The 20349-nt window shown below is 64.1% G+C and carries 22 protein-coding genes; 1 reads left to right on the forward strand and 21 read right to left on the reverse strand.

Going from position 1 to position 20349, the window contains the following annotated elements:
- Window positions 1–38: 38 nt before the first annotated feature.
- From lepB to THECO_RS10450, 20 genes are all read right to left on the reverse strand, one after another.
- Window positions 39–731 (reverse strand): signal peptidase I, encoded by a 693-nt coding sequence (gene lepB / locus THECO_RS10355; RefSeq protein WP_015254991.1) that lies wholly within the window; start codon window positions 729–731, stop codon window positions 39–41.
- Between the two features lie 100 nt (window positions 732–831).
- Entirely contained in the window at window positions 832–1170 is a 339-nt protein-coding gene (rplS, locus tag THECO_RS10360; protein WP_015254992.1) for a 50S ribosomal protein L19, read from the reverse strand.
- A gap of 143 nt (window positions 1171–1313) precedes the next feature.
- A complete protein-coding gene (gene trmD / locus THECO_RS10365; RefSeq protein ID WP_015254993.1) occupies window positions 1314–2096 on the reverse strand; it encodes a tRNA (guanosine(37)-N1)-methyltransferase TrmD in 783 nt (260 codons plus the stop codon).
- A 3-nt stretch (window positions 2097–2099) separates the two neighbouring features.
- Window positions 2100–2618, reverse strand: coding sequence for a ribosome maturation factor RimM (gene rimM / locus THECO_RS10370; RefSeq protein ID WP_015254994.1), 519 nt, complete (start codon window positions 2616–2618; stop codon window positions 2100–2102).
- Between the two features lie 121 nt (window positions 2619–2739).
- A complete protein-coding gene (locus THECO_RS10375) occupies window positions 2740–2970 on the reverse strand; it encodes a KH domain-containing protein (protein WP_015254995.1) in 231 nt (76 codons plus the stop codon).
- A 28-nt stretch (window positions 2971–2998) separates the two neighbouring features.
- On the reverse strand, window positions 2999–3271 hold the full coding sequence (gene rpsP, locus THECO_RS10380; protein ID WP_015254996.1) for a 30S ribosomal protein S16: 273 nt from the start codon (window positions 3269–3271) through the stop codon (window positions 2999–3001).
- Between the two features lie 36 nt (window positions 3272–3307).
- The gene (gene ffh / locus THECO_RS10385; RefSeq protein ID WP_015254997.1) at window positions 3308–4702 is read right to left on the reverse strand and encodes a signal recognition particle protein; all 1395 of its coding nucleotides are present in this window, start codon (window positions 4700–4702) and stop codon (window positions 3308–3310) included.
- Window positions 4703–4729: 27 nt separating this feature from the next.
- Window positions 4730–5092, reverse strand: coding sequence for a putative DNA-binding protein (locus THECO_RS10390; RefSeq protein WP_015254998.1), 363 nt, complete (start codon window positions 5090–5092; stop codon window positions 4730–4732).
- A gap of 319 nt (window positions 5093–5411) precedes the next feature.
- Window positions 5412–6410 (reverse strand): signal recognition particle-docking protein FtsY, encoded by a 999-nt coding sequence (gene ftsY, locus THECO_RS10395; RefSeq protein ID WP_015254999.1) that lies wholly within the window; start codon window positions 6408–6410, stop codon window positions 5412–5414.
- 66 nt (window positions 6411–6476) lie between these two features.
- Window positions 6477–10052, reverse strand: coding sequence for a chromosome segregation protein SMC (smc, locus tag THECO_RS10400; protein WP_015255000.1), 3576 nt, complete (start codon window positions 10050–10052; stop codon window positions 6477–6479).
- Between the two features lie 140 nt (window positions 10053–10192).
- The gene (gene rnc / locus THECO_RS10405; protein ID WP_015255001.1) at window positions 10193–10894 is read right to left on the reverse strand and encodes a ribonuclease III; all 702 of its coding nucleotides are present in this window, start codon (window positions 10892–10894) and stop codon (window positions 10193–10195) included.
- The gene (fabF, locus tag THECO_RS10410; protein ID WP_015255002.1) at window positions 10884–12122 is read right to left on the reverse strand and encodes a beta-ketoacyl-ACP synthase II; all 1239 of its coding nucleotides are present in this window, start codon (window positions 12120–12122) and stop codon (window positions 10884–10886) included. The genes rnc and fabF overlap by 11 nt, the downstream gene beginning before the upstream one ends.
- 162 nt (window positions 12123–12284) lie before the next feature.
- Window positions 12285–12518: an acyl carrier protein gene (acpP, locus tag THECO_RS10415; RefSeq protein WP_015255003.1), complete on the reverse strand. Its 234-nt coding sequence runs from the start codon at window positions 12516–12518 to the stop codon at window positions 12285–12287.
- 66 nt (window positions 12519–12584) lie between these two features.
- Window positions 12585–13337 (reverse strand): 3-oxoacyl-[acyl-carrier-protein] reductase, encoded by a 753-nt coding sequence (gene fabG, locus THECO_RS10420; RefSeq protein WP_015255004.1) that lies wholly within the window; start codon window positions 13335–13337, stop codon window positions 12585–12587.
- 39 nt (window positions 13338–13376) lie between these two features.
- Window positions 13377–14312, reverse strand: a complete 936-nt coding sequence (gene fabD, locus THECO_RS10425; RefSeq protein ID WP_015255005.1) for an ACP S-malonyltransferase — start codon at window positions 14310–14312, stop codon at window positions 13377–13379.
- Window positions 14313–14330: 18 nt separating this feature from the next.
- Window positions 14331–15311 (reverse strand): beta-ketoacyl-ACP synthase III, encoded by a 981-nt coding sequence (locus tag THECO_RS10430; protein ID WP_015255006.1) that lies wholly within the window; start codon window positions 15309–15311, stop codon window positions 14331–14333.
- Window positions 15308–16315 carry a phosphate acyltransferase PlsX gene (gene plsX, locus THECO_RS10435; RefSeq protein ID WP_041854368.1) on the reverse strand — a complete coding sequence of 336 codons (1008 nt, stop codon included), beginning with the start codon at window positions 16313–16315 and terminating at the stop codon, window positions 15308–15310. Before plsX ends, THECO_RS10430 begins: the two co-directional genes overlap by 4 nt.
- Window positions 16299–16898 (reverse strand): transcription factor FapR, encoded by a 600-nt coding sequence (gene fapR, locus THECO_RS10440; RefSeq protein ID WP_015255008.1) that lies wholly within the window; start codon window positions 16896–16898, stop codon window positions 16299–16301. Before fapR ends, plsX begins: the two co-directional genes overlap by 17 nt.
- 204 nt (window positions 16899–17102) lie before the next feature.
- Window positions 17103–17276 (reverse strand): 50S ribosomal protein L32, encoded by a 174-nt coding sequence (gene rpmF, locus THECO_RS10445; protein ID WP_015255009.1) that lies wholly within the window; start codon window positions 17274–17276, stop codon window positions 17103–17105.
- Window positions 17277–17343: 67 nt separating this feature from the next.
- Window positions 17344–17853 carry a YceD family protein gene (locus THECO_RS10450; RefSeq protein ID WP_015255010.1) on the reverse strand — a complete coding sequence of 170 codons (510 nt, stop codon included), beginning with the start codon at window positions 17851–17853 and terminating at the stop codon, window positions 17344–17346.
- A gap of 121 nt (window positions 17854–17974) precedes the next feature.
- On the opposite strand from THECO_RS10450, the gene THECO_RS10455 reads away from it, so the two are divergent.
- The gene (locus THECO_RS10455) at window positions 17975–19243 is read left to right on the forward strand and encodes a nucleotidyltransferase (RefSeq protein ID WP_015255011.1); all 1269 of its coding nucleotides are present in this window, start codon (window positions 17975–17977) and stop codon (window positions 19241–19243) included.
- Here the strand turns inward: THECO_RS10455 and THECO_RS10460 are convergent.
- Window positions 19210–20304, reverse strand: a complete 1095-nt coding sequence (locus THECO_RS10460; protein WP_015255012.1) for a S16 family serine protease — start codon at window positions 20302–20304, stop codon at window positions 19210–19212. The two genes, THECO_RS10455 and THECO_RS10460, sit on opposite strands and share 34 nt — an antisense overlap.
- Window positions 20305–20349: the final 45 nt, after the last annotated feature.

The raw sequence follows: 20349 nt of genomic DNA on the forward strand, positions 1-20349 counted from the left end.
GCTGTCGGAAGAAAGCGGCGCGCATGCAGACCGCCGCTTCACTCCGCAGCCGGAACCGGAGCCGAATGGTTGATAAACCCGACCTTGCCGATCGGCCAGAAGATGAAATCGGCCCTGCCGATCACGTTCTCGAGCGGAACGAATCCGATCATCCGGCTGTCCTTGCTGTTGCGCCGGTTGTCGCCGAATGCGAGAATCATCCCTTCCGGCACGGTGCTTTCCTGAACGATCGCATTCGGGAAATCGTCTCCCAGGTTGAACGCCGGCTCGCCCGCGGCCCGCGCCCGCTCGATCGCTTCACGTATATAAGGCTCCTCGAACTTGACGCCGTTTATGTACAGATCATCGCCTTCAAGCCGCACGCTGTCGCCGGGCACGCCGATGACCCGCTTGATGAAATCGCGGTTCTCTTCCGGCACGTGGAACACGACGACCTCGCCGCGCTTCGGCTCCCGAAAATCATACAGAATCTTGTTCACGATCAACCGCTCGCCGGTTTCAAAGTTCGGCTGCATCGACGGACCGTCCACGATGAACGGCGCGAAAAGAAACCAGCGGATGACAAAGACCAGGAGCCCGGCAATCGCGAGCGCCTTGATCCACTCCACGATTTCCTTGTACAACCGGCTTCCCTCCCGCGGCTCCGCTTGATCCTGCCCGCGATCCGGCTGCCCGCTTCCCGTCTGTTCAGCCTTCGGCAATTCGGCGTCATGCGTTTCGGTTCGGTCCATCCGCCCACCACCTTTCGGCGCCTTGAAATGTCCGTCACAAGCTTATCTTCCTAAAGCAAAAGGGACTTGTCGAAAGCAAGCCCCCTCCGTTTCATCATGCTTAGCGTTCTTTGATTCTCGCTGCCTTGCCGCGCAGCTCGCGCAGATAGTACAACTTGGCACGGCGCACTTTGCCGCGGCGCACTACTTCGATCTTCTCGATCCTCGGAGTGTGCAGCGGGAACGTTCTTTCGACGCCGACCCCGTACGAAATCTTGCGGACCGTGAACGTTTCGCTGATTCCGCCGCCCCGGCGCTTGATGACCACGCCTTCGAACAGCTGAACCCGCTCGCGCGAACCTTCGATAACCTTGACGTACACCTTCAGGGTGTCGCCCGGGCGGAAGTCCGGAATATCCTTGCGGAGCTGTTCTTGCGTAATCGCTTGTACGAGATTCATCGGACGTACCTCCTTCCCCAAGGACGTTCATGCAAGCTCGCCGGCATCTTCCCGTGCCGGGTCTGCGCTGACAGCGGACCGTCCTGATATCGCAAACAACATTTGAAATTTTACCACAGCGCGGCTGCAAATACAACCATTTTTCACTGACCCCGGTCCCGCTCCGTCTCCCGGCCGCTCAAGGATTCGGACGCCATGCGGCGCCGCTCTTCCTCGATGAAGCGCTGCTCCTCCGGCGTAAGATCGGCCTGTTCGAGCAGATCCGGCCGCCGTCTCAGCGTGCGCAGCAGCGACTGCCTGCGCCGCCACTCCTCGATCCGTCCGTGATGGCCGGAGAGCAGCACCTCCGGCACATCCCAGCCGCGGAACGACGCCGGCCGGGTATATTGCGGATATTCGAGCAGACCGGCCTGGAACGAGTCCGCCCAGGCGGATGACTCGTTGCCGAGCACGCCGGGCAAGAGCCGCACAACCGCGTCGATGACGACCATCGCGGGAAGCTCGCCGCCGGTCAGCACGTAATCGCCGATCGACAGCTCGTCCGTCACGAGATGTTCGCGGATGCGCTCATCGTATCCTTCGTAATGTCCGCAGATGAACACGAGGCGCCGCTCGGCCGCGAGTTCTTCCGCCTTGCGCTGCGTGAAGGTCTCGCCCTGGGGACACATCAGGATGATGCGGGGACGCGGCTCGTCCGGCCGGATCAGATCCTCGACCGCGGCGAAAATCGGCTCGGGCTTGAGCACCATGCCGCTCCCTCCGCCGTACGGGTAATCGTCCACCGTGTTGTGCTTGTTGTTCGCATAATCGCGGAAATTGACGGTGTTCAGCTCGACGATCCCCTTCTCCCGGGCTTTGCCGATAATGCTCGCGCCGAACACGCCCTCGAACATTTCGGGAAACAGGGTGAGCACATCGATCCGCATCGGTCAGATCAGCCCTTCCATCAGGTGGATCGTCACCCGTTTTGCCTCAACATCGACATCCAGCACCACATCGGCGATGTACGGGATGAGCACCGGGCGGCCCTTCGGACGTTCGACGACCCAGACATCGTTCGCCCCGGGACGGAGGATCTCGCTGATCCGGCCGAGCTCCTCGCCTTCCTCCGTCACGACCGTGCAGCCGATGATGTCGTGGAAATAGTATTCTCCTTCCGCGAGCGGAACGCGCTGCGAAGCCGGAACTTTGATCGTCCACCCTTTGTACGGGAGCACCTGGTTAATGTTGTCGTACTGTTTGAACTTTACGATGTACAGCCCTTTATGCTCCCGCGCCGATGCGACTTCGACTTCCACGGCAGCGGACGAGTCGGGGGCATGCAGCGTCAGGCGGCTGCCGGGAGCGAAGCGCTCGCCGGGAAAATCGGTCGACGGCAGCACCTTGACCTCTCCCCGGATGCCGTGGGTGTTCACCAGCCTGCCGACCTTGAGCCACTTGTCTGACACGCGTGGGGCCGCTCCTTTCGCACGGCCGGCCCGTCCGATCCTCGGCCGATCGCGTGCAGGGGCCGGGACTCATGCGTCCCGGCCCCTGACCGATCCGGCATCAGACGAGCCGAACCTGAAATCAAGATTCAATATCCACAATGACGCGGCGTTTGTCCCTTGCGGAGGCCGACGAGACGACCGTTCGGATGGCCTTCGCGATTCGGCCCTGCTTTCCGATCACTTTCCCGATGTCGTCGGGATGGACGGACAAGGTATATACCGTGCCGCGGTCTTCTTCACGGACCGTGACCCGCACATCGTCCGGATGGTCCGTCAGCGACTTGGCGATCACCTGAATCAATTCTTTCATCGTCGGCCTCCTCCCGAGAAGGCTGGGCTTACTTGCCTTGCTTCAGTTCATGGAACTTCTTCAGAACGCCGGCTTTGCTGAGCAGGCTGCGCGCCGTATCGGACGCTTGCGCGCCGTTTTGCAGCCATTTCAGCGCTTTCTCTTCGTCGATGTTCAGTTGAGCCGGTTGGGCAACCGGGTTGTACGTGCCGATCTCTTCGATGAAACGACCGTCGCGCGGCGAACGGGAGTCGGAAACGACAACGCGGTAGAACGGTTTCTTGTGCGCACCCATGCGCTTCAGACGAATGCGGACTGCCATGCGAATTCACCTCCTTCAAAAGCTCGGGTCACAGGATCAGCCGAAGGGGAAACGCGGCCCCCGGCCGAGCATGCCCTTCATGCCTTTCAAGCCTTTCGGGCCTTTTCCGCCCTTCGGGCCTTTCGGGCCCATCATCGTCGAGAACTGCTTCATCATGCGGCGCATGTCGTCGAACTGCTTGATCAGCCGGTTCACATCCGCGACCGTGGTGCCGCTGCCCGCCGCAATGCGCTTCCGGCGGCTGTGGTTCAGAATCTCCGGATTGCGCTTCTCCTCGGTCGTCATCGACTTCACGATCGCTTCGACGCGGGCGAGCTGTCGCTCGTCGATCTGGATGTCTTTCAGCTGCTTCAGCTTGCCCATGCCGGGCAGCATTTCCAGCAATTGGTCGAGCGGACCAAGCTTGCGAACTTGCGCCATCTGTTCGAGGAAATCCTCGAACGTGAACTCGGCGGCGCGCATTTTGCGCTCCATCTCGGCCGCCTTCTCGGCGTCGATCGCCGCCTGCGCCTTCTCGATGAGGGACAGCATGTCGCCCATGCCGAGAATGCGGGACGCCATCCGGTCCGGATGGAACGGCTCGAGCGGCTCGATCTTCTCGCCCATGCCGACGAACTTGATCGGACAGCCGGTGACGGCCTTGACCGAGATCGCCGCGCCGCCGCGCGTGTCGCCGTCGAGCTTCGTCAGCACGATGCCCGTCAGCTCGAGCTGTTCGTGGAAGCTTTGCGCGACGTTGACCGCTTCCTGCCCGATCATCGCGTCGACGACGAGCAGCACTTCATCCGGCTTCACGCCCTCATGGATCTGCCGCAGCTCCTCCATGAGCGCTTCATCGATATGAAGCCGGCCGGCCGTGTCGATGATCAGATAATCGCGGCCTTCATCCTTCGCATGTTGCAGCGCCTGCCGCGCGATGTCCACCGGATTCACCTTGTCGCCGAGCGAGAACACCGGCACGCCGATCTGACCGCCCAGCACCTGCAGCTGCTTGATCGCCGCCGGACGGTAAATGTCGCACGCCGCGAGCAGCGGCTTGTGCCCGCCCTTCTGCAGCATCAGCGCCAGCTTCGCGCTGGCCGTCGTCTTGCCGGCGCCCTGCAGCCCCGCCATCATGATGACGGTCGGCGGTTTGGCGGCCTTGGCCAGCTTGGCCTGGGTGCCGCCCATCAGTTCGGTCAATTCCTTGTTGACGATATCGATGATGACCATGCCGGGCGTGAAGCTTTTGACCACTTCCTGGCCGATCGCGCGCTCCTTCACCCTGGCGATGAAATCTTTGACCACCTTAAAGTTGACGTCGGCTTCCAGCAGCGCCAGCCGGACTTCGCGCATCGCTTCGTTCACGTCATCTTCGGTTACCTTGCCTTTGCCCCGCAGCTTCCCGAACACGCTCTGCAGCCGGCTTGTCAAACTTTCGAATGCGGCCATCCGCTTCGCCCCCTGCCGTATGAATCCTCAGCCGTTCTCGACGGCCAGACGAAGTCTGGCCAACGCCGTCCGAACGGCTTCCGCGCCCGCCCCTTCCGGCAGTGCCGCCACCGCCCGCTCAAGCTCCTCGAGCAGCGACGTCAGCCGTTCATGGCGGGCGAGCAGCCCGAGCCGTCCTTCATAGTTTTCCAGCATCTCTTCCGCCCGCTTGATATGCTCGTAGACGGCCTGCCGGCTGATGCTGAATTCCGACGCGATCTCGCCCAGCGAGTAATCGTCGTGAAAGTAATATTTCAGAAACATCCGCTGCTTGTCGGTCAGCAGCGGTTCGTAAAAGTCGAACAACATATTGATCCGGTTCGTCTTCTCGAGGGCTTCCGACTCGCGCATTGCCGAAGTCAGCCCCTCCTTTCCGGCAAACGGCAGGCGCCGTCCTCCCGGGCGGGCGCCAATCCTGTCTTTCAAGGAAAAAAACTTTACACCTTGACCAACTTCCTCATCATACCTCAAGGCGCCCGGCGTGTCAAGCCGATCACCTTGTCAGGTGAAATGCCGGAAAGCAACCGCACTTTGCCGCACCGAAACTGCGGCAAATGCAAAAATAGAGGAAATCAATTCCTCTATTTGCTCGATAAACGAATTTTTGCGATTTTCGCTGAAATATCCGAAGTCCCTGCGTCTGTTTCGGGGCGTTGGCCGCCGAGGCCGCTCAACCCGCGCTTCCGGCTTCGGCTTCCTTGTCGATCGCGCCGGCGAACAGCGCATGGACGAACTGCTCCGCGTCGAACTCCTGCAGATCGTCCATTTTCTCGCCGAGGCCGACGAGCTTCACCGGCAATTTGAGCTCGCTGCGGATCGCGACGACGATGCCGCCCTTGGCCGTGCTGTCCAGCTTCGTGAGCACGATGCCCGTGACGCCGCTTTTCTCGCCGAACAATTTCGCCTGGCTGAGCGCGTTCTGTCCCGTCGTCGCGTCGAGCACGAGCAGCACCTCGTGCGGCGCGCCCGGCATCTCCCGCTGGATGACGCGATAGATTTTGTTCAGCTCTTCCATCAAATTCGTCTTGTTCTGCAGACGGCCCGCCGTGTCGCACAAGAGCACGTCGACGCCGCGCTGCTTCGCGGCGCGGATCGCGTCGTACATGACGGCGGCGGGATCGGCTCCGGGCTGCTGCTTCACCACTTCGACGCCGACGCGCCGGCCCCACTCCTCGAGCTGGTCGATCGCCCCGGCACGGAACGTATCGCCCGCCGCCATGAGGACCGATTTCCCCTCGCTCTTGAAGCGGTGCGCCAGCTTGCCGATCGTCGTCGTCTTGCCGACGCCGTTCACGCCGACGAACAGGATGACGGTTGTGCCCGACTCGGCCATTCTGAGGCCCTCGTCCGCGCCCTCGCGCAGCAGGGCGACCAGCTTCTCGGACAGGATCGGCTGCAGATCGGACGCATCCTCGATTTTCCGCTTCCGCACTTCCTCGCGGAGCTCGTCGGTCAGCCGCATGACGGTCGTCACGCCGACGTCGGCGCCGATCAGAATTTCTTCCAGTTCTTCATAGAACGCTTCGTCGATTTTCTTGCGCCGGAGCACCAGTTCTTCCACTTTGCCCGCGATGGCGGAAGCGGTCTTCCCGAGCCCTTCCCGGAACTTGTTCGTCACCGCTTCGGCCTTCGCCGAGATGCTCTCGCGCAATTTCTTGAAAAAGCTCACCGTTTTACCACCTTTCCATTTCACCCGGACCGGACGGCCCGGCCGCGGTTCCGGCAAATGCCCGGATCACGCCGATACCGGCTCGCCGTTCTCCAGCCGCACCGAGACGAGCTTGGACACGCCGTCCTGCTCCATCGTCACCCCGTACAGCACGTCCGCTTCTTCCATCGTCCCTTTCCGGTGCGTGACAACGATGAACTGCGTCTGCTCGGAGAATTCACGAAGATATTGCGCGAACCGCGTCACGTTCGCTTCGTCCAGCGCCGCTTCGACTTCGTCGAGCACGCAGAACGGCACCGGCTTGACGTGCAGAATCGCGAACAGCAGCGCCATCGCCGTCAGCGCGCGCTCGCCGCCCGAGAGCAGCTGCAGGTTCTGCAGTTTCTTGCCCGGCGGCTGCGCGACGATGTCGATGCCCGTTTCCAGCAGATTGTCCGGATCGAGCAGGACGAGATCCGCCCGTCCGCCGCCGAACAGCCGGTTGAACACGATGCCGAAATGGCCGCGGATCGCCTCGAACGTCGTGCGGAAGCGCCGGCCCATCTCTTCGTCCATCTCGCGGATGACCTGGTAGAGCGCCGATTTCGCCTCGATAAGGTCGTCCTTCTGCGCGCTGAGAAACTCGTACCGTTCTTTCACCCGCTCGTACTCTTCGATGGCGCCGAGGTTCACTTCTCCGAGCAGCGAGATCTGCCGCTTCAGTTCGCGGACCTCCTGCTGCGCGGCGGCCGGATCTTCCGGCACCGGATACCGTTCCTTCGCGAGCTCGAACCCGAGCTCGTATTCTTCGCTGAGCGAGCGCAGCAGGTTGTCGAGCTCGACGTCAAGCCGGTTTGCGGCAATCTCGGTCTGCCGCACCTGCTCTTCCACCTGCCGGAGCTGCGTGCGCTGCTCCTTCGTCTCGCTTTCCCCTTCTTCGAGGACGCGCATTTTCTCGGCCCGCTCCGCGCGCTTCAGATCGATCGATTCCGCGCAGCGCTCTTTCTGCAGCCGCAGTTCGTTCAGCGTCTCCGTCTGCTTGACCGTTTCTTCTTCCAGCCGCTGCAGCTCGTCCGCCTGCAGCGACGCCGTCTCGCGCAGCGCGGCCAGCTCCTGCTTGCCGCGCGCGATCTCGCCGCGGAGCCGCGCCGTCTGCTCGGCGAGCGACTGCTTCTCCTGTTCCGTCTTCGCGACGGCAACCTTCAGCTCGGTGAGCTGTCCCTGCAGCTCTTCCCGCGCGGACTCGTTCGCCCGGCGGCGCTCTTCCGCATCGCGGATCGCCTGCTGCAGACGCGCTTCTTCGGCCACCATCTCCGCGAGCTTCGCTTCGGCCGCCGCCTTGGCCGCATCCAACGCTTCCAGCTCCTTGAGCTGGCTGCCGCGGTCGTCGGTTTTCAGCTTGAGCTGCTCCTTGAGCCGCTGCTCATCCTGCTCGACCTGCTGAAGCGCCGAGCGGAGCTGCTGCTCCTCGATCCGGCGCGTCTCGGACTGTCCGCGCGCATCCTCGATGTTCTGGGAGCAAATGGACAGTTCCTTGCGCAGATCGTCAAGTTTGTCGCGGAGCTGCCCGAGCTGCGTCTCCGCTTCGCGGATTTCCTCGTTCAATGCTTCGATCTGCCGCTGGCGGCCGAGCAGGCTGCCGCCCCGCTTCTGCAGGCTGCCGCCCGTCATCGAACCGCCGGCGTTCACGATGTCGCCCTCGAGCGTGACGACCCGGAACCGGTAGCCGCAGCGTGCGGCGATCTTGTTCGCCTGCTCCAGCGTCTCCGCGATCAGGACGTTGCCGAGCAGGTTCGCCGCAATCTGCGCATAGCGGGCATCGCATTCGACGAGTTCCGACGCGATCCCGACGTAGCCCTCGACCGATTCCGCGGCGCGCCGGTCCTGCTCCGGCACGCTTCGCCCGCGGATGACGTCGAGCGGCAGGAACGTCGCCCGGCCGAGCTGGCGCTGCTTGAGGTAGGCGATCGCCTGGCGGGCCGACCGCTCGTCATCCATGACGATATGCTGCAGCGCTCCGCCGAGCGCCGTTTCCACCGCGACCTCCAGCTTCTCCGGCACGCGGATCAGTTCAGCCACCGCGCCGTGCACGCCGGCCAGGCCGCCCGCGCCGCGGCGCGCCGCTTTCAACACTTCGCGCACGCCCTGCATGAAGCCGTCCAGGCTGTCCTGCATCTCTTTCAGCGTGTCGCGCCGGGACGCGCTGGCATCCCGCTTCTGCTCCCACCTGCGCAGCAGCGTCTGCGTTTCCTCCAGCGAGCGCTGCAGTTCCTGCCGTCGCTCGGTCTCGGCGATGAGCCGTTTCCGGAGCGCCTCGAGCGCCGCTTCGTTGTCCCGAAGGAGCGCCGAGAGTTCCTCCCGCCGGGCGGCCAGCTTGTCCAGCTCGCCGGCGCCCTCGGCTTCTTCCTCGCCGAGCCGCTGCAGGCGGCGCTCCGCCGCTTCCCGCTGCTGCTCCGCATACCGGATCTCGTTGCGCAGCGAAGCCATCGCGGACAGCACGTCGAGCAACTCGCTCTTCAGCTTTTCTTCCGCGTCCGCGTCGGCCTCGCCGCTTGTGCCGAACAGCTTCGCTTCCTCCTGCGCCAGCTTCTCGCGCTGCCCGCGAAGTGTCTCCTCGAGCGCGGCGGCCTTCGCACGAAGATCCGCCTCTTCCTTCGTCAGCGCCGCGATCCGTTCCGATTGCGCGTGAATCGTCTCCTCGAGCTGCTTCCGGTTCTGTTCGAGGTTGCGGCGGCGTTCCCGCAGCACTTCGCCGTGGCCTTCGCATTTCTCGTATTCTTCGCTGATGCGGAGCAGATCCGCATGCAGCCGCTCGATTTCTTCTTCGATCTGCCGCAGCTTGAGCCGATCCTGCTCGAGGACCGCGTCATGCTTGCTGACGACGGCCATCAGTTCGGCCTGCTCCTGCTGCAGCCGCTCCAACTTTTCGCCCAGTTCCTTCCAGTTGGCATGAACATGTTCGATCTGATGGACGTAGAGCGAGATCTCCTTCGACTTCAACTGTTCGCGGAGATCCTTGTAGCGCAGCGCTTTCTCCGACTGTTCGCGGAGCGGTTCAAGCTGTCCCTCCAGCTCGGACACGAGGTCGTGGATGCGGAGCAGGTTCTGTTCCGTATCTTCGAGCTTCTTCTGCGCCTCGCGCTTGCGCGCCTTGTATTTCACAATACCCGACGCTTCTTCGAAAATGCCCCGCCGATCCTCCGACCGCGTGCTCAAAATTTCTTCGATCCGTCCTTGACCGATGATCGAATAGGCTTCCTTGCCGATGCCGGTGTCCATGAACAGCTCGGTGATGTCTTTCAGCCGGCACGCCTGCTTGTTGATGAGATATTCGCTTTCGCCGCTTCGGTGAACGCGCCGGGTGACCGTCACCTCGTCGTATTCGAGCGGCAGCGCGCGGCTCGTGTTGTCGAGCGTCAGCGACACTTCGCCGTAGTTCACGGGCTTCCGGGAGGCGCTGCCGGCGAAAATGACATCCTGCATGTTGCCGCCGCGAAGACTCTTCGCGCTCTGCTCGCCGAGCACCCACCGGATGCCGTCGGAGATGTTGCTCTTCCCGCTGCCGTTCGGTCCGACGACCGCCGTAATGCCGCGGACGAATTCCATTTCCGTCCGGTCGGCGAACGATTTGAATCCGGCCAGCTCGATCCGTTTCAAGAACATGTCCGTGCCTTCACCTCTGGCATCAATTGTAACAAAGCCGACGCTTGCGGACGCCATGAACCGGCGAACGGCTTCGAACGAATCGTTCGAAGCCGTTCGCCGGCATGCCGGGGGTACCGCCGCTGGTCAGACGGACCGCCTCAAGTCTCGCCGCTTCCGATCAAGCGGCACGCTTCGGCCGCCGCCTGCTGCTCCGCTTCCTTCTTCGTGCGTCCGACGCCGGTTCCGTACCGGACGCCGCCGACCAGTACACCGACGACGAATTCCCGGTCGTGCGCCGGTCCGCGTTCCTCGTCAATGACGTATTCGACCGGTCCGAGCGCCCGATGCTGCGCGCGCTCCTGCAGCCTGGACTTGTAGTCCTTCACCGGCAGATAGTCGCCGCCGTCGATCAGCGGGAAGATGTGCCGCTTCAAAAACTCGCGCACCGCTTCCAGCCCGGAATCGAGATACAGCGCGCCGATGAACGACTCGAACAGATCCGCAAGCAGCGCCGGCCGCGTGCGTCCGCCGAGCTGCTCTTCACCGCGTCCGAGCAGCACGTACCGCCCCAGGTCCAGCGTCTCCGCGAACTTCGCGAACGAAGGCTCACAGACGATCGACGCGCGCATCCGCGTCAGTTCCCCTTCCGGACGCCGGGGATGCATCAGATACAGATGTTCGGACACCAGAAGCTGCATGACGGCGTCGCCCAGAAATTCGAGCCGTTCGTTGTCCTGCGCGTTGCCGCTCTTGTGCTCGTTCACATAGGACGTATGGGTGAATGCCTGCTTGAGCAGTCCGGTTCGCTTGAACCGGATGCCGAGCTGTTGCTGCAGCTGATCGAATCGGTCAGGCTTCATATTTCCTCATCACGATCGTCGCGTTGTGGCCGCCGAAGCCGAACGAGTTCGAAAGCGCCGTCTTGACGTCCGACTTGCGCGCGGCATTCGGCACGTAGTCCAGATCGCATTCGGGATCCCGGTTCTCCAGATTGATCGTCGGCGCGATCACGCCGTTCTTCAGCGTCAGCGCCAGAATGACCGACTCGATGCCGCCGGCCGCGCCGAGCAGATGGCCGGTCATCGATTTCGTCGAGCTGACGGCCAGCTTGTACGCGTGATCGCCGAACGCCTTCTTGATCGCAAGCGTCTCCGAACGGTCGCCGACCGGCGTCGACGTGCCGTGGGCGTTGATGTAGTCGATCGCCTCCGGCTCGATGCCGGCGTCCTTCAGCGCGCGCTGCATGCACCGCGCTGCGCCGTCCGGATCCGGATCGGTGATATGATACGCGTCGCCGCTCATGCCGTAACCGATCACTTCCGCATAGATGCGGGCGCCGCGCTTTACGGCATGCTCAAGCGATTCGAGCACGAGCACGCCGGAGCCTTCGCCCATCACGAAGCCGTCGCGTTCCGCGTCGAACGGGCGGCTCGCCTTCTCCGGCTCGTCGTTGCGGGTCGACATGGCGCGCATGGAGCAGAAGCCGGCCAGCCCCGTCGGGCGGATCGTCGCCTCCGCGCCGCCGCAGATCATCGCGTCCGCGTCGCCGCGCTGGATCAGCTTGAAGGAATCGCCGATCGAGTGCGTGCCCGTCGCGCATGCGGTGACCGCCGTGGTGTTCGGGCCCTTCGCTCCGATGCTCATCGAGATCTGGCCGGAGGCCATGTTCGCGATCATCATCGGAATGAAGAACGGGCTGACGCGCTTCGGCCCTTTCTCAAGCAGAATGCTGTGCTGTTCTTCCCAGGTGCCGAGCCCGCCGATGCCGCTGCCGACAATGACGCCGACCCGTTCGGGATCGACGTTGACGCCGAGCTCCAGACCCGCGTCCTGCACCGCCATCTTGCCCGCCGCAACGGCGAATTGCACGAACCGGTCCATGCGGCGCGCTTCTTTCCTGTCGATATAGTCTTCCGGGTTGAAATCCTTGATCTCCGCAGCGATCTGCGTCGGATATTCCGACACGTCGAACGATTCAATCCGCGATACACCGGACTTGCCGGCGACAAGATTGTTCCAGAACGTCTCCAGGTCGCTGCCGAGCGAGGTTACGATTCCCATGCCGGTAACGACAACTCTGTGCTTCAAATGTTTCACCTCTGTCAACGGCATCTATCCAAAAGGCGGCGCGTTGGCCGCGGGTGCGCTGAGCCGCGCCGACCGTGTGCATACTGCAAGCGCATACCGAAATGCGCGGACGAGCTGTCGGAAATGGAGCGAAGTCCCGTCTTGTCAACGGGACTTGCGGAACTAAGAATGCGATTGTATGTAATGGACGACTTCACCCACCGTGGTGATTTTCTCCGCGTCTTCGTCCGATATTTCCATATCGAACTCGTCTTCCAGTTCCATGACAAGCTCTACGACATCCAGGGAATCCGCGCCGAGGTCTTCCTTGAAGCTCGCTTCGAGCGTCACTTCCGCCTCGTCCACGCCCAGCCGATCCACGACAATACGCTTCACGCGTTCAAAAACGTCGGACATCCGGCTCACCTCCTCTTCTCGGTATTATAAAAGATTGTCCGGGAAATTGCCATAGCCTGTCCGGACTCAGCCCATGTACATGCCGCCGTCGACATGAATCGTCTGGCCGGTCATGTACGATGCGGCGTCGGACGCCAGGAACCGGACGACCGACGCCACCTCCGCCGCCTGCCCGAAGCGCGCGAGCGGAATCTGGCCGAACATCTGGGTTTTGATGTCCTCCGGCAGCTTGTCCGTCATGTCCGTCTCGATGAAGCCGGGCGCGACGCAGTTGACGGTGATGCCGCGGGCAGCGAGCTCGCGCGCGGCCGACTTCGTCAGGCCGATCACGCCGGCTTTCGCGGCGGCGTAATTCGCCTGGCCGGCGTTGCCGATCGCGCCGACGACGGACGAAATGTTGATGATCCGCCCCGAGCGCTGCTTCATCATCGGCCGGGTCACCGCCTTGATGCCGTTGAACACGCCTTTCAGGTTCGTTTCGATGACCTGATCGAAATCTTCTTCCTTCATGCGCATCATTAAATTGTCCCGCGTGATGCCGGCGTTATTCACGAGAATGTCAAGCGAACCGAACGCTTCCAGAACCTGCGCGACCATCTGCTCGAACGCGTCGAGCTTGCCGACATCCGCCTGCACGAGCAAGGCTTTGCGGCCGAGCGCTTCCACGGCGGCCGCCGTCTCGGACGCGGCTTGCGCGCTGCCGGCATAGTTGATTGCCACGTCGGCGCCGGCTTCCGCGAGCGCGATCGCGATCGCGCGGCCGATGCCGCGGGATGCGCCCGTCACGAGCGCCTTCTTTCCTTCCAGAGACGCGAACATATGCGGACCCTCCTCTCGGATTTCGGCGCCTTCGTCAGCTCAGGGCGCCAGTTCGGCCAGCGCGGCGTCCAGCGCGGCCAGGCTGTTCACGGTATGAACGGTTACCGACTTGTCCGTCTTCCGGATAAGCCCGGTCAGCACCGATCCCGAGCCGATCTCGACGAACGTGTCGACGCCGAGGCCGACCAGGCGGGTGACGGTGTCCTCCCACAGGACGGGCGCGGTGACCTGCCGCTTCAGGAGGCCGCGGATTTCTTCGGCCGACGTCACCGGCTCCGCCGTCACGTTGGCGATGACCGGAACTTTGGCGTCCCGCATCGTCAGCTCCGCCAGCACCTGCTCCAGCCGGTCCGCCGCCGGCTGCATGAGCGGCGAATGGAACGGGCCGCTCACTTCCAGCGGGATAACCCGCTTCGCGCCCGCTTCCTTCCCGCGTTCGACGACCGCCCGCACGCCTTCAGCCGTTCCGGACACAACGATCTGCCCGGGGCAGTTCACGTTGGCCAGCACGACGAGCCCCGTCTCGGCGTTGACCGCTTCGCACAGCGCCTGAAGGGCGCCGCGTTCGGCGCCGAGCACAGCCGCCATCGCGCCCTGCCCGCCCGGCACGGCCGCTTCCATGAATTCGCCGCGCAGCCGCACCGCGCGCACCGCGTCCTCGAAGGACAGGACGCCGGCCGCGACGAGCGCGCTGTACTCGCCCAGGCTGTGGCCGGCAACATAGTCCGGCCTGACGCGGCCTGCGATCAGCTCAAGCAGCGCCGCGCTCACCGTAAGGAGCGCCGGCTGCGTGTTCTCCGTCTGCCTGAGCTTGTCCTCGGGACCTTCGAAAATGATCCGGCTGAGCGCAAATCCGAGCGCCGCGTCCGCGCGCTCGAAGACCGCGCGCGCCGCCGGGGACGCGTCGTACGCGTCCTTCCCCATGCCGACCGCCTGCGCGCCCTGGCCGGGGAACACGAATGCGATTTTGCCCATCTCGGTAACCCCCGCTTCCTACCAGATGAGGACGGAAGCGCCCCAGGTCAGCCCGCCGCCGAAACCGACAAGCACGAGGCAGTCCCCTTCGCTTACCCGTCCCTGCTCGACCGCTTCCGCCAGCGCGATCGGAATCGAAGCCGCGGAGGCGTTGCCGTAGCGGTCGAGGTTGATCATGCATTTCTCCTCCGGCAGCTCCAGCCGGCTGAGCGCCGCCTGGATGATGCGGATGTTCGCCTGGTGCGGCACGAGCAGATCGACGTCCTTCTTGTCGATGCCCGCTTTCCGGAGCGCTTCTTCAGCAGCGCTGCCCATGATGCGCACCGCGAACTTGAACACCTCGTTGCCGGCCATGTAGATGTAATGCGCCTTGCTGCTCACCGTCTCGGCCGATGCCGGCATGCGCGAGCCTCCGCCGGCGAGCTTGAGCAGCGGTCCGCCGGAGCCGTCCGCGCCCAGCTCGAACGAACGGAATCCGCGGCCTTCCGGCACTTCGCCGAGCACGACCGCCCCCGCGCCGTCGCCGAACAGGATGCAGGTGTTCCGATCCGTGTAATCCGTAATGCGCGACAGACATTCCGCGCCGACGACGAGCGCGTTCCGGTACATGCCGCTCTTCAGCATGCCCGTCGCCGTCGCCAGGCTGTAGATGAAGCCGGAGCAGGCCGCCGACAGGTCGAACGCCGCGGCCTTGCGCGCCCCGAGCCGGTCCTGCAGGATGCAGGCCGTCGACGGGAAGAACATGTCCGGCGTAATCGTCGCGACAATGATCAGATCCAGGTCTTCCGGCGCCAGCTTCGCCGCTTCCAGCGCCCGGACCGCCGCCTCATAGGCGAGATCGGACGTCGCTTGGGTTTCCGCCGCGATATGCCGCTCGCGGATGCCGGTCCGCGTCACGATCCATTCGTCGTTCGTCTCGACCATTTGCTCGAGATCGCTGTTCGTCAAGATCCGGTCGGGCACATACTTGCCCGTGCCGAGTATGCCTACTGCCTTCATCCGCCAGATCCTTCCTTCCCGCTGATATGGTCCGCGATCGCGCGGATCAGCCCGTGCCGGACCGCGTCGCGCGCCTGGCGGATGCCGTTGCGGAACGCCCGCGCGTCTGACGAGCCGTGGCATTTGACGACGACGCCGCTGAGTCCCAGCAGCGGCGCGCCGCCGTACTCCTTGTAGTCCATCTTGCGCCGGAGACCGCGCAGCCCCGGCATCATGACGGCCGCGGCCAGCTTGGTCAGGACGTTCTTCGTGAACGCCTGCTTCACCTCGCCCATGATGAGCGCGGCCGCGCCTTCGAAAGCTTTCAACATGACGTTGCCGGAAAATCCGTCGCATACGAGCACATCGCACGCCCGCTGCAGGACATCCCGCGCTTCGACGTTGCCGGTGAAACGGATGCCGGCCTCGCCGCTCAGCAGGGCGAACGCTTCTTTCGCCAGCTCGCTGCCCTTGCCTTCCTCCGTGCCGATATTGAGCAGGCCGACGCGCGGCCGCTCCATGCCGTGCACAAGCTGCCGGTACAGGCTGCCCATCACCGCATACATGTGGAGATGTTCGGGGCGCGCGTCCGCATTGGCGCCGAGATCGAGGGCGAGCACGCCGACATCGTCCGCCGACGGGATCGTCTGCGCGAGCGCCGGCCGGTCGACGCCGGGAATCCGTCCGACGACGAGCAGTCCGGCCGTCATGAGCGCGCCGGTGTTGCCGGCGGACAGCATCGCGTCGGCTTCGCCTTCCTTCACCATGCGGGCCGCGACGACCATGGATGCGTCTTTCTTGCGCCGCACCGCGCGCACCGGCTCCTCGTCCGCTCCGATCGTCTCGGACGCGTGGCGCAGCTCCACGTTCGGCGGCGCCTGGCCGTTCAGCAGCGGCTTCACCCGCCCTTCGTCGCCGACGAGCACGAACGACGTGTCCGGCCATTCGGCCGCCGCCTCCAGCGCGCCCTTCACCGCCTCCTCCGGCGCAAGATCTCCTCCCATGGCATCAATCGCGATCCGCAAGCCGATCCCCTCCTCCATCCTGCAGCGCTCCGGCAGATCGAACGATCAGAAAATCGCCTCTGAAAACCGTCTCTTCCCCGACATAGGTGAACACTTCCACTCTCGCCTTCCGTTTGCCCGAGGAACGCACATATGCTTTCGCGATGCATTTTTCCCCCAGCTTCACCTGGCGGATAAACCGGATGTCGGCCGTCGCCGTCAAGGCCACTTCGTCGTTGATGACAGCCACGGCCAGCGAGTTCGCCTGCGCGAACAGATGATGGCCGCGCGCGATGCCGGTGCGGGAGAAGACGTGTTCTTCCCGGATTTCGAAGATCGAGATGCCGCTCTTGTCGAGCTGGAGATCGACGATTTCGCCGATCACTTCGTGCAGCGGCAGCGAGCGGACGGCGTCGAACGACCGCTCGGCCATCAGCTTCATCCGCTCGCGCAGCTCGGGGATGCCGAGTTCCAGCCGGTCGAGGCGGATCGTCTGGATGCTGACTTTCAGCAGCCGCGTCAGCTCGCGGTCCGTGATGAACGGATTGTCCTCGATGAGACGGGCCAGCCGCTGGTGCCGCTCCTTCTTGGGCAGACGTTCCACAGGGAAGCACCGCCTTTTTGGTCTGCGTTTGTTGCAGAATGGGCGCAGCCCATCCGACTGAGGGCCCCTCTTAAAACCAGGTACTAAATCAGTATAATGAAAAGCCGCGCCGGAAGCAATCCGGAAAAACCGCTTCCGCAAGACGGCGCGGATGTCAAAAAAAACAGCACCTCACCGGCTGATGAAGTGCTTGCTTTTCGTTCATTATTGCTTGATGATCTCTTTCGTCTTGTAATAACCGCACACTTTGCAAACGTGATGCGCGAGCTTCAGCTCTCCGCATTGATCGCATTTGACCATGCCCGGGACCGCCAGCTTGAAATGCGTGCGGCGTTTGTCACGGCGAGCTTTGGACGTTTTCCTGAATGGTACTGCCATCTGTCCCACCTCCTTCGAATGACGCGCCAATCGGGATGATCCGCCTGCGGCGTGCCGGACTTCCCCGTCAGCGCGGGAACAGGTCTTTCAGCGCGGCCAGCCGCGGATCAATCGGCGTGCGGTCGCAACCGCACTCCCCTTCGTTCAAATCCTTGCCGCATTCGGGACAGAGGCCTTTGCAGTCTTCCGCGCAGAGCGGAACGAGCGGCAGCTCGAGCTGCACGGCTTCCTCCACATACGGCGTCAAATCGACATCATTGTCCTTGACCGCAATGAACCGATCCGCTTCTTCTTCGGTCTGCGGTCCCGTGCTTACCTTGAAGTGCTCCTGAAACGGTACGGTGACGCTGACCCGAACCGGCTTCAGACAACGCGAGCAGGGCATCGTCACGTCGATCGCCAGCCCGCCTTCGACGACGGCCATGCCTTCTTCGACGCCCCGCGCCTCAAGATCGACATGGAGCGGACCGGCGGAGAGCACGTCCCGTCTTCCCGCGAACAGGGCCGACGCGTCCAGCGTCTCACGAATCGTCCGCGAAGCGCCGCTTGTGATCAGCTCATGCACATGAATTCTCACAGGATCACTCCAAACAAACAAAAGTAATTATAGCGATCCGCTTCGCGTTTTGTCAACATTTTCACCGCGTGATATTGTTATAGCAGATCAAGTCTTGTTATGCGTCGCGAGGGGGAAAACGATGCGGACCGTCGGCGTCATCGTCGAATACAATCCGTTCCATAACGGCCACCGGCACCACCTGGAAGAGTCCGTGCGCGCAACCGGCGCGGATGCGGTCGTCGCGGTGATGAGCGGCCATTTCCTGCAGCGGGGCGAGCCCGCGCTGATGGACAAATGGGCCCGCGCCGAGACGGCGCTGCGCGGCGGATGCGATCTCGTCATCGAGCTGCCCGTTCCTTATGCGACGAGCGCGGCCGAATGGTTCGCATACGGCGCCGTCGGCCTGCTCGACGCGACGGGCGTCGTCGACTGCTTCTGCTTCGGCAGCGAGAGCGGCGACATCGACGCCTTGCGGCGCATCGCGGAGCTCGCCGCGGACGAGCCCGCGGATCTGCGCGGCCGGATCGCCGAAGGGCTCTCCGCAGGCCTCAGCTTCCCGGACGCGTACAGCGCCGCGCTGCGCTTCTGTCTCGCGGCCCGCGGCGACAGCGAGGCTGCCGCGTTCCCGCTGGAGCAGCCGAACAACACGCTCGGCCTCCATTACCTGATCGCATGGAAGCGCCTGGGCAGCCGGATGGAGCCGCATACGATCCGACGCGTGCAAGCCGGCTACCACGACGCCGATGCGCCGGCCGGCTCCATCGCGAGCGCGACGGCGCTGCGCCGGCTCATCTTCGGGCGCGGACGGCCGGAGGCGATCGCTTCTTACGTGCCGCCGGTCACGCTGGACGTGCTCCGGCGCGAATGGGAAGCCGGCCGGGCGCCGGTCGGCTGGCCGGCGCTCAAGGAGCAGCTGTTCCACCTGCTGGTGCGCCTGGGCGCGGAGGAGCTGGCCGGTTATCGCGACATCGGCGAAGGGCTCGAGCACCGGATCCGGCGCGCGCTGCCGGCGTTGGAACGGCTCGAAGTCGACGAGCTGATCGGCCTGCTCAAGACGAAGCGCTACACCCGGACCCGGCTGCAGCGCGCGCTCACCGCCGTCCTGCTCGGCATCCGCAAGGACGACTGGCGCCCGGCCGCGCTGCGGGAAGGGCTCGCCTACATCCGCGTGCTCGGCTTCACGCCGAAAGGGCAGGAGCTGCTCAAGCGGATGCGGAAAGCCGCGAAGCTGCCCGTCCTGCTGAGCGCGGCGGGCGGCGAAGGCGCTGGGCTGGGCGGCGCGGGGGCGCGCTATCTGGAGCTGGACGCAAGAGCGACGGGCGTCTACGCCCTCGCCGCCGGCGCCGCCGATCCGCGGGCGCTGCTGCGCGATTACTATGAGCCGCCGATCATCGTGCGGCCTTCCTGATCGCCATAGTTGCGGAGCAGGCGGACCGCCTCTTCCAGCGTATTGACGCCGGCGACGGCCATGCCGCCGCCCGCGGCTTCCGCTGCCGCGGCGGCTGCCGCCGCGCTTTCCTCCGGCACGAGGAACAGGTCGGCGCCGGCGCGCGAGGCGGCAATCGCCTTCAACTTGATGCCGCCTACCGCGCCGATTTCGCCCGACGGCCCGATCGTGCCGGTGGCGGCGATGCGCCGCCCGCCCGTCAGGGATTCCCCGGTCAACCGCTCATAGATATGGAGCGCAAGCACGAGGCCCGCGGACGGCCCGCCGAATTGGCCGGCATCGATTGTGACGCTTACGGCGGGATCCGCCGGCCGGACGGCGATGATTTCGGTCAGCTCCGCGCCGCCGAGCATGTCCGCCGGCGTCTCCGCATCGGCGCCGTCCACGGCCAGCCGCACGGCTGTCTCGGTGCCGCCGCGCTGCACGGTCAGTTCCGCTTCGCGGCCTGCGCGGCTTCGCAGCGCATCCGTCAGTGCGGCCAGCCCGTCCACATCGGCGCCGTCCACGGCCGCGATCCGGTCGCCGGCTTTGAGCGGTCCGGCCCCCCGCGCAACGTACACCCCGACCGGCTCCGATTCATACCGCACGCCGGCCAGCCTGAAGGCCGCCTCCGCCGCTTTGCTTTGCGATTCCGCCATCAGCACGTCCATCCGCGCCTTGTATTCCTCCGCGCTGCCGCCCTGAAACACCGACTTCTTCGTGTAGGCTTCCCGGTCCGCCTGCCATGCGGACTTTACAACCGACCATAACGTGGCGCGCGGCTCCAGATACACCGTCGTCAGCAGCCATTCGCCTTGAACGTCCCCGTGCGATGGAGCGCGCAGGTCCGGTTGATCCGGCTTGAGGCGCGGGTCTTGGCGGTTCGTTTTGTCCACCGTCACCAGCCCGTCGACGGGCACGACCACGCCCGGCTCGTACAGCACGTAAGGCACCGGCACCGCGAACAGCAGCACGGCCGCCGCCGCGGCAATTCCCCATCGCAGCGCCGCCTTCGCCGCGCCCGATGCGTCCGACCCCGGCATCACCGCTCCCCCTCTCCGCATGGTCTATTCGCCTGCCTGTCCGCG

It is taken from the genome of Thermobacillus composti KWC4 (assembly GCF_000227705.2).
Taxonomy (GTDB): domain Bacteria; phylum Bacillota; class Bacilli; order Paenibacillales; family Paenibacillaceae; genus Thermobacillus; species Thermobacillus xylanilyticus.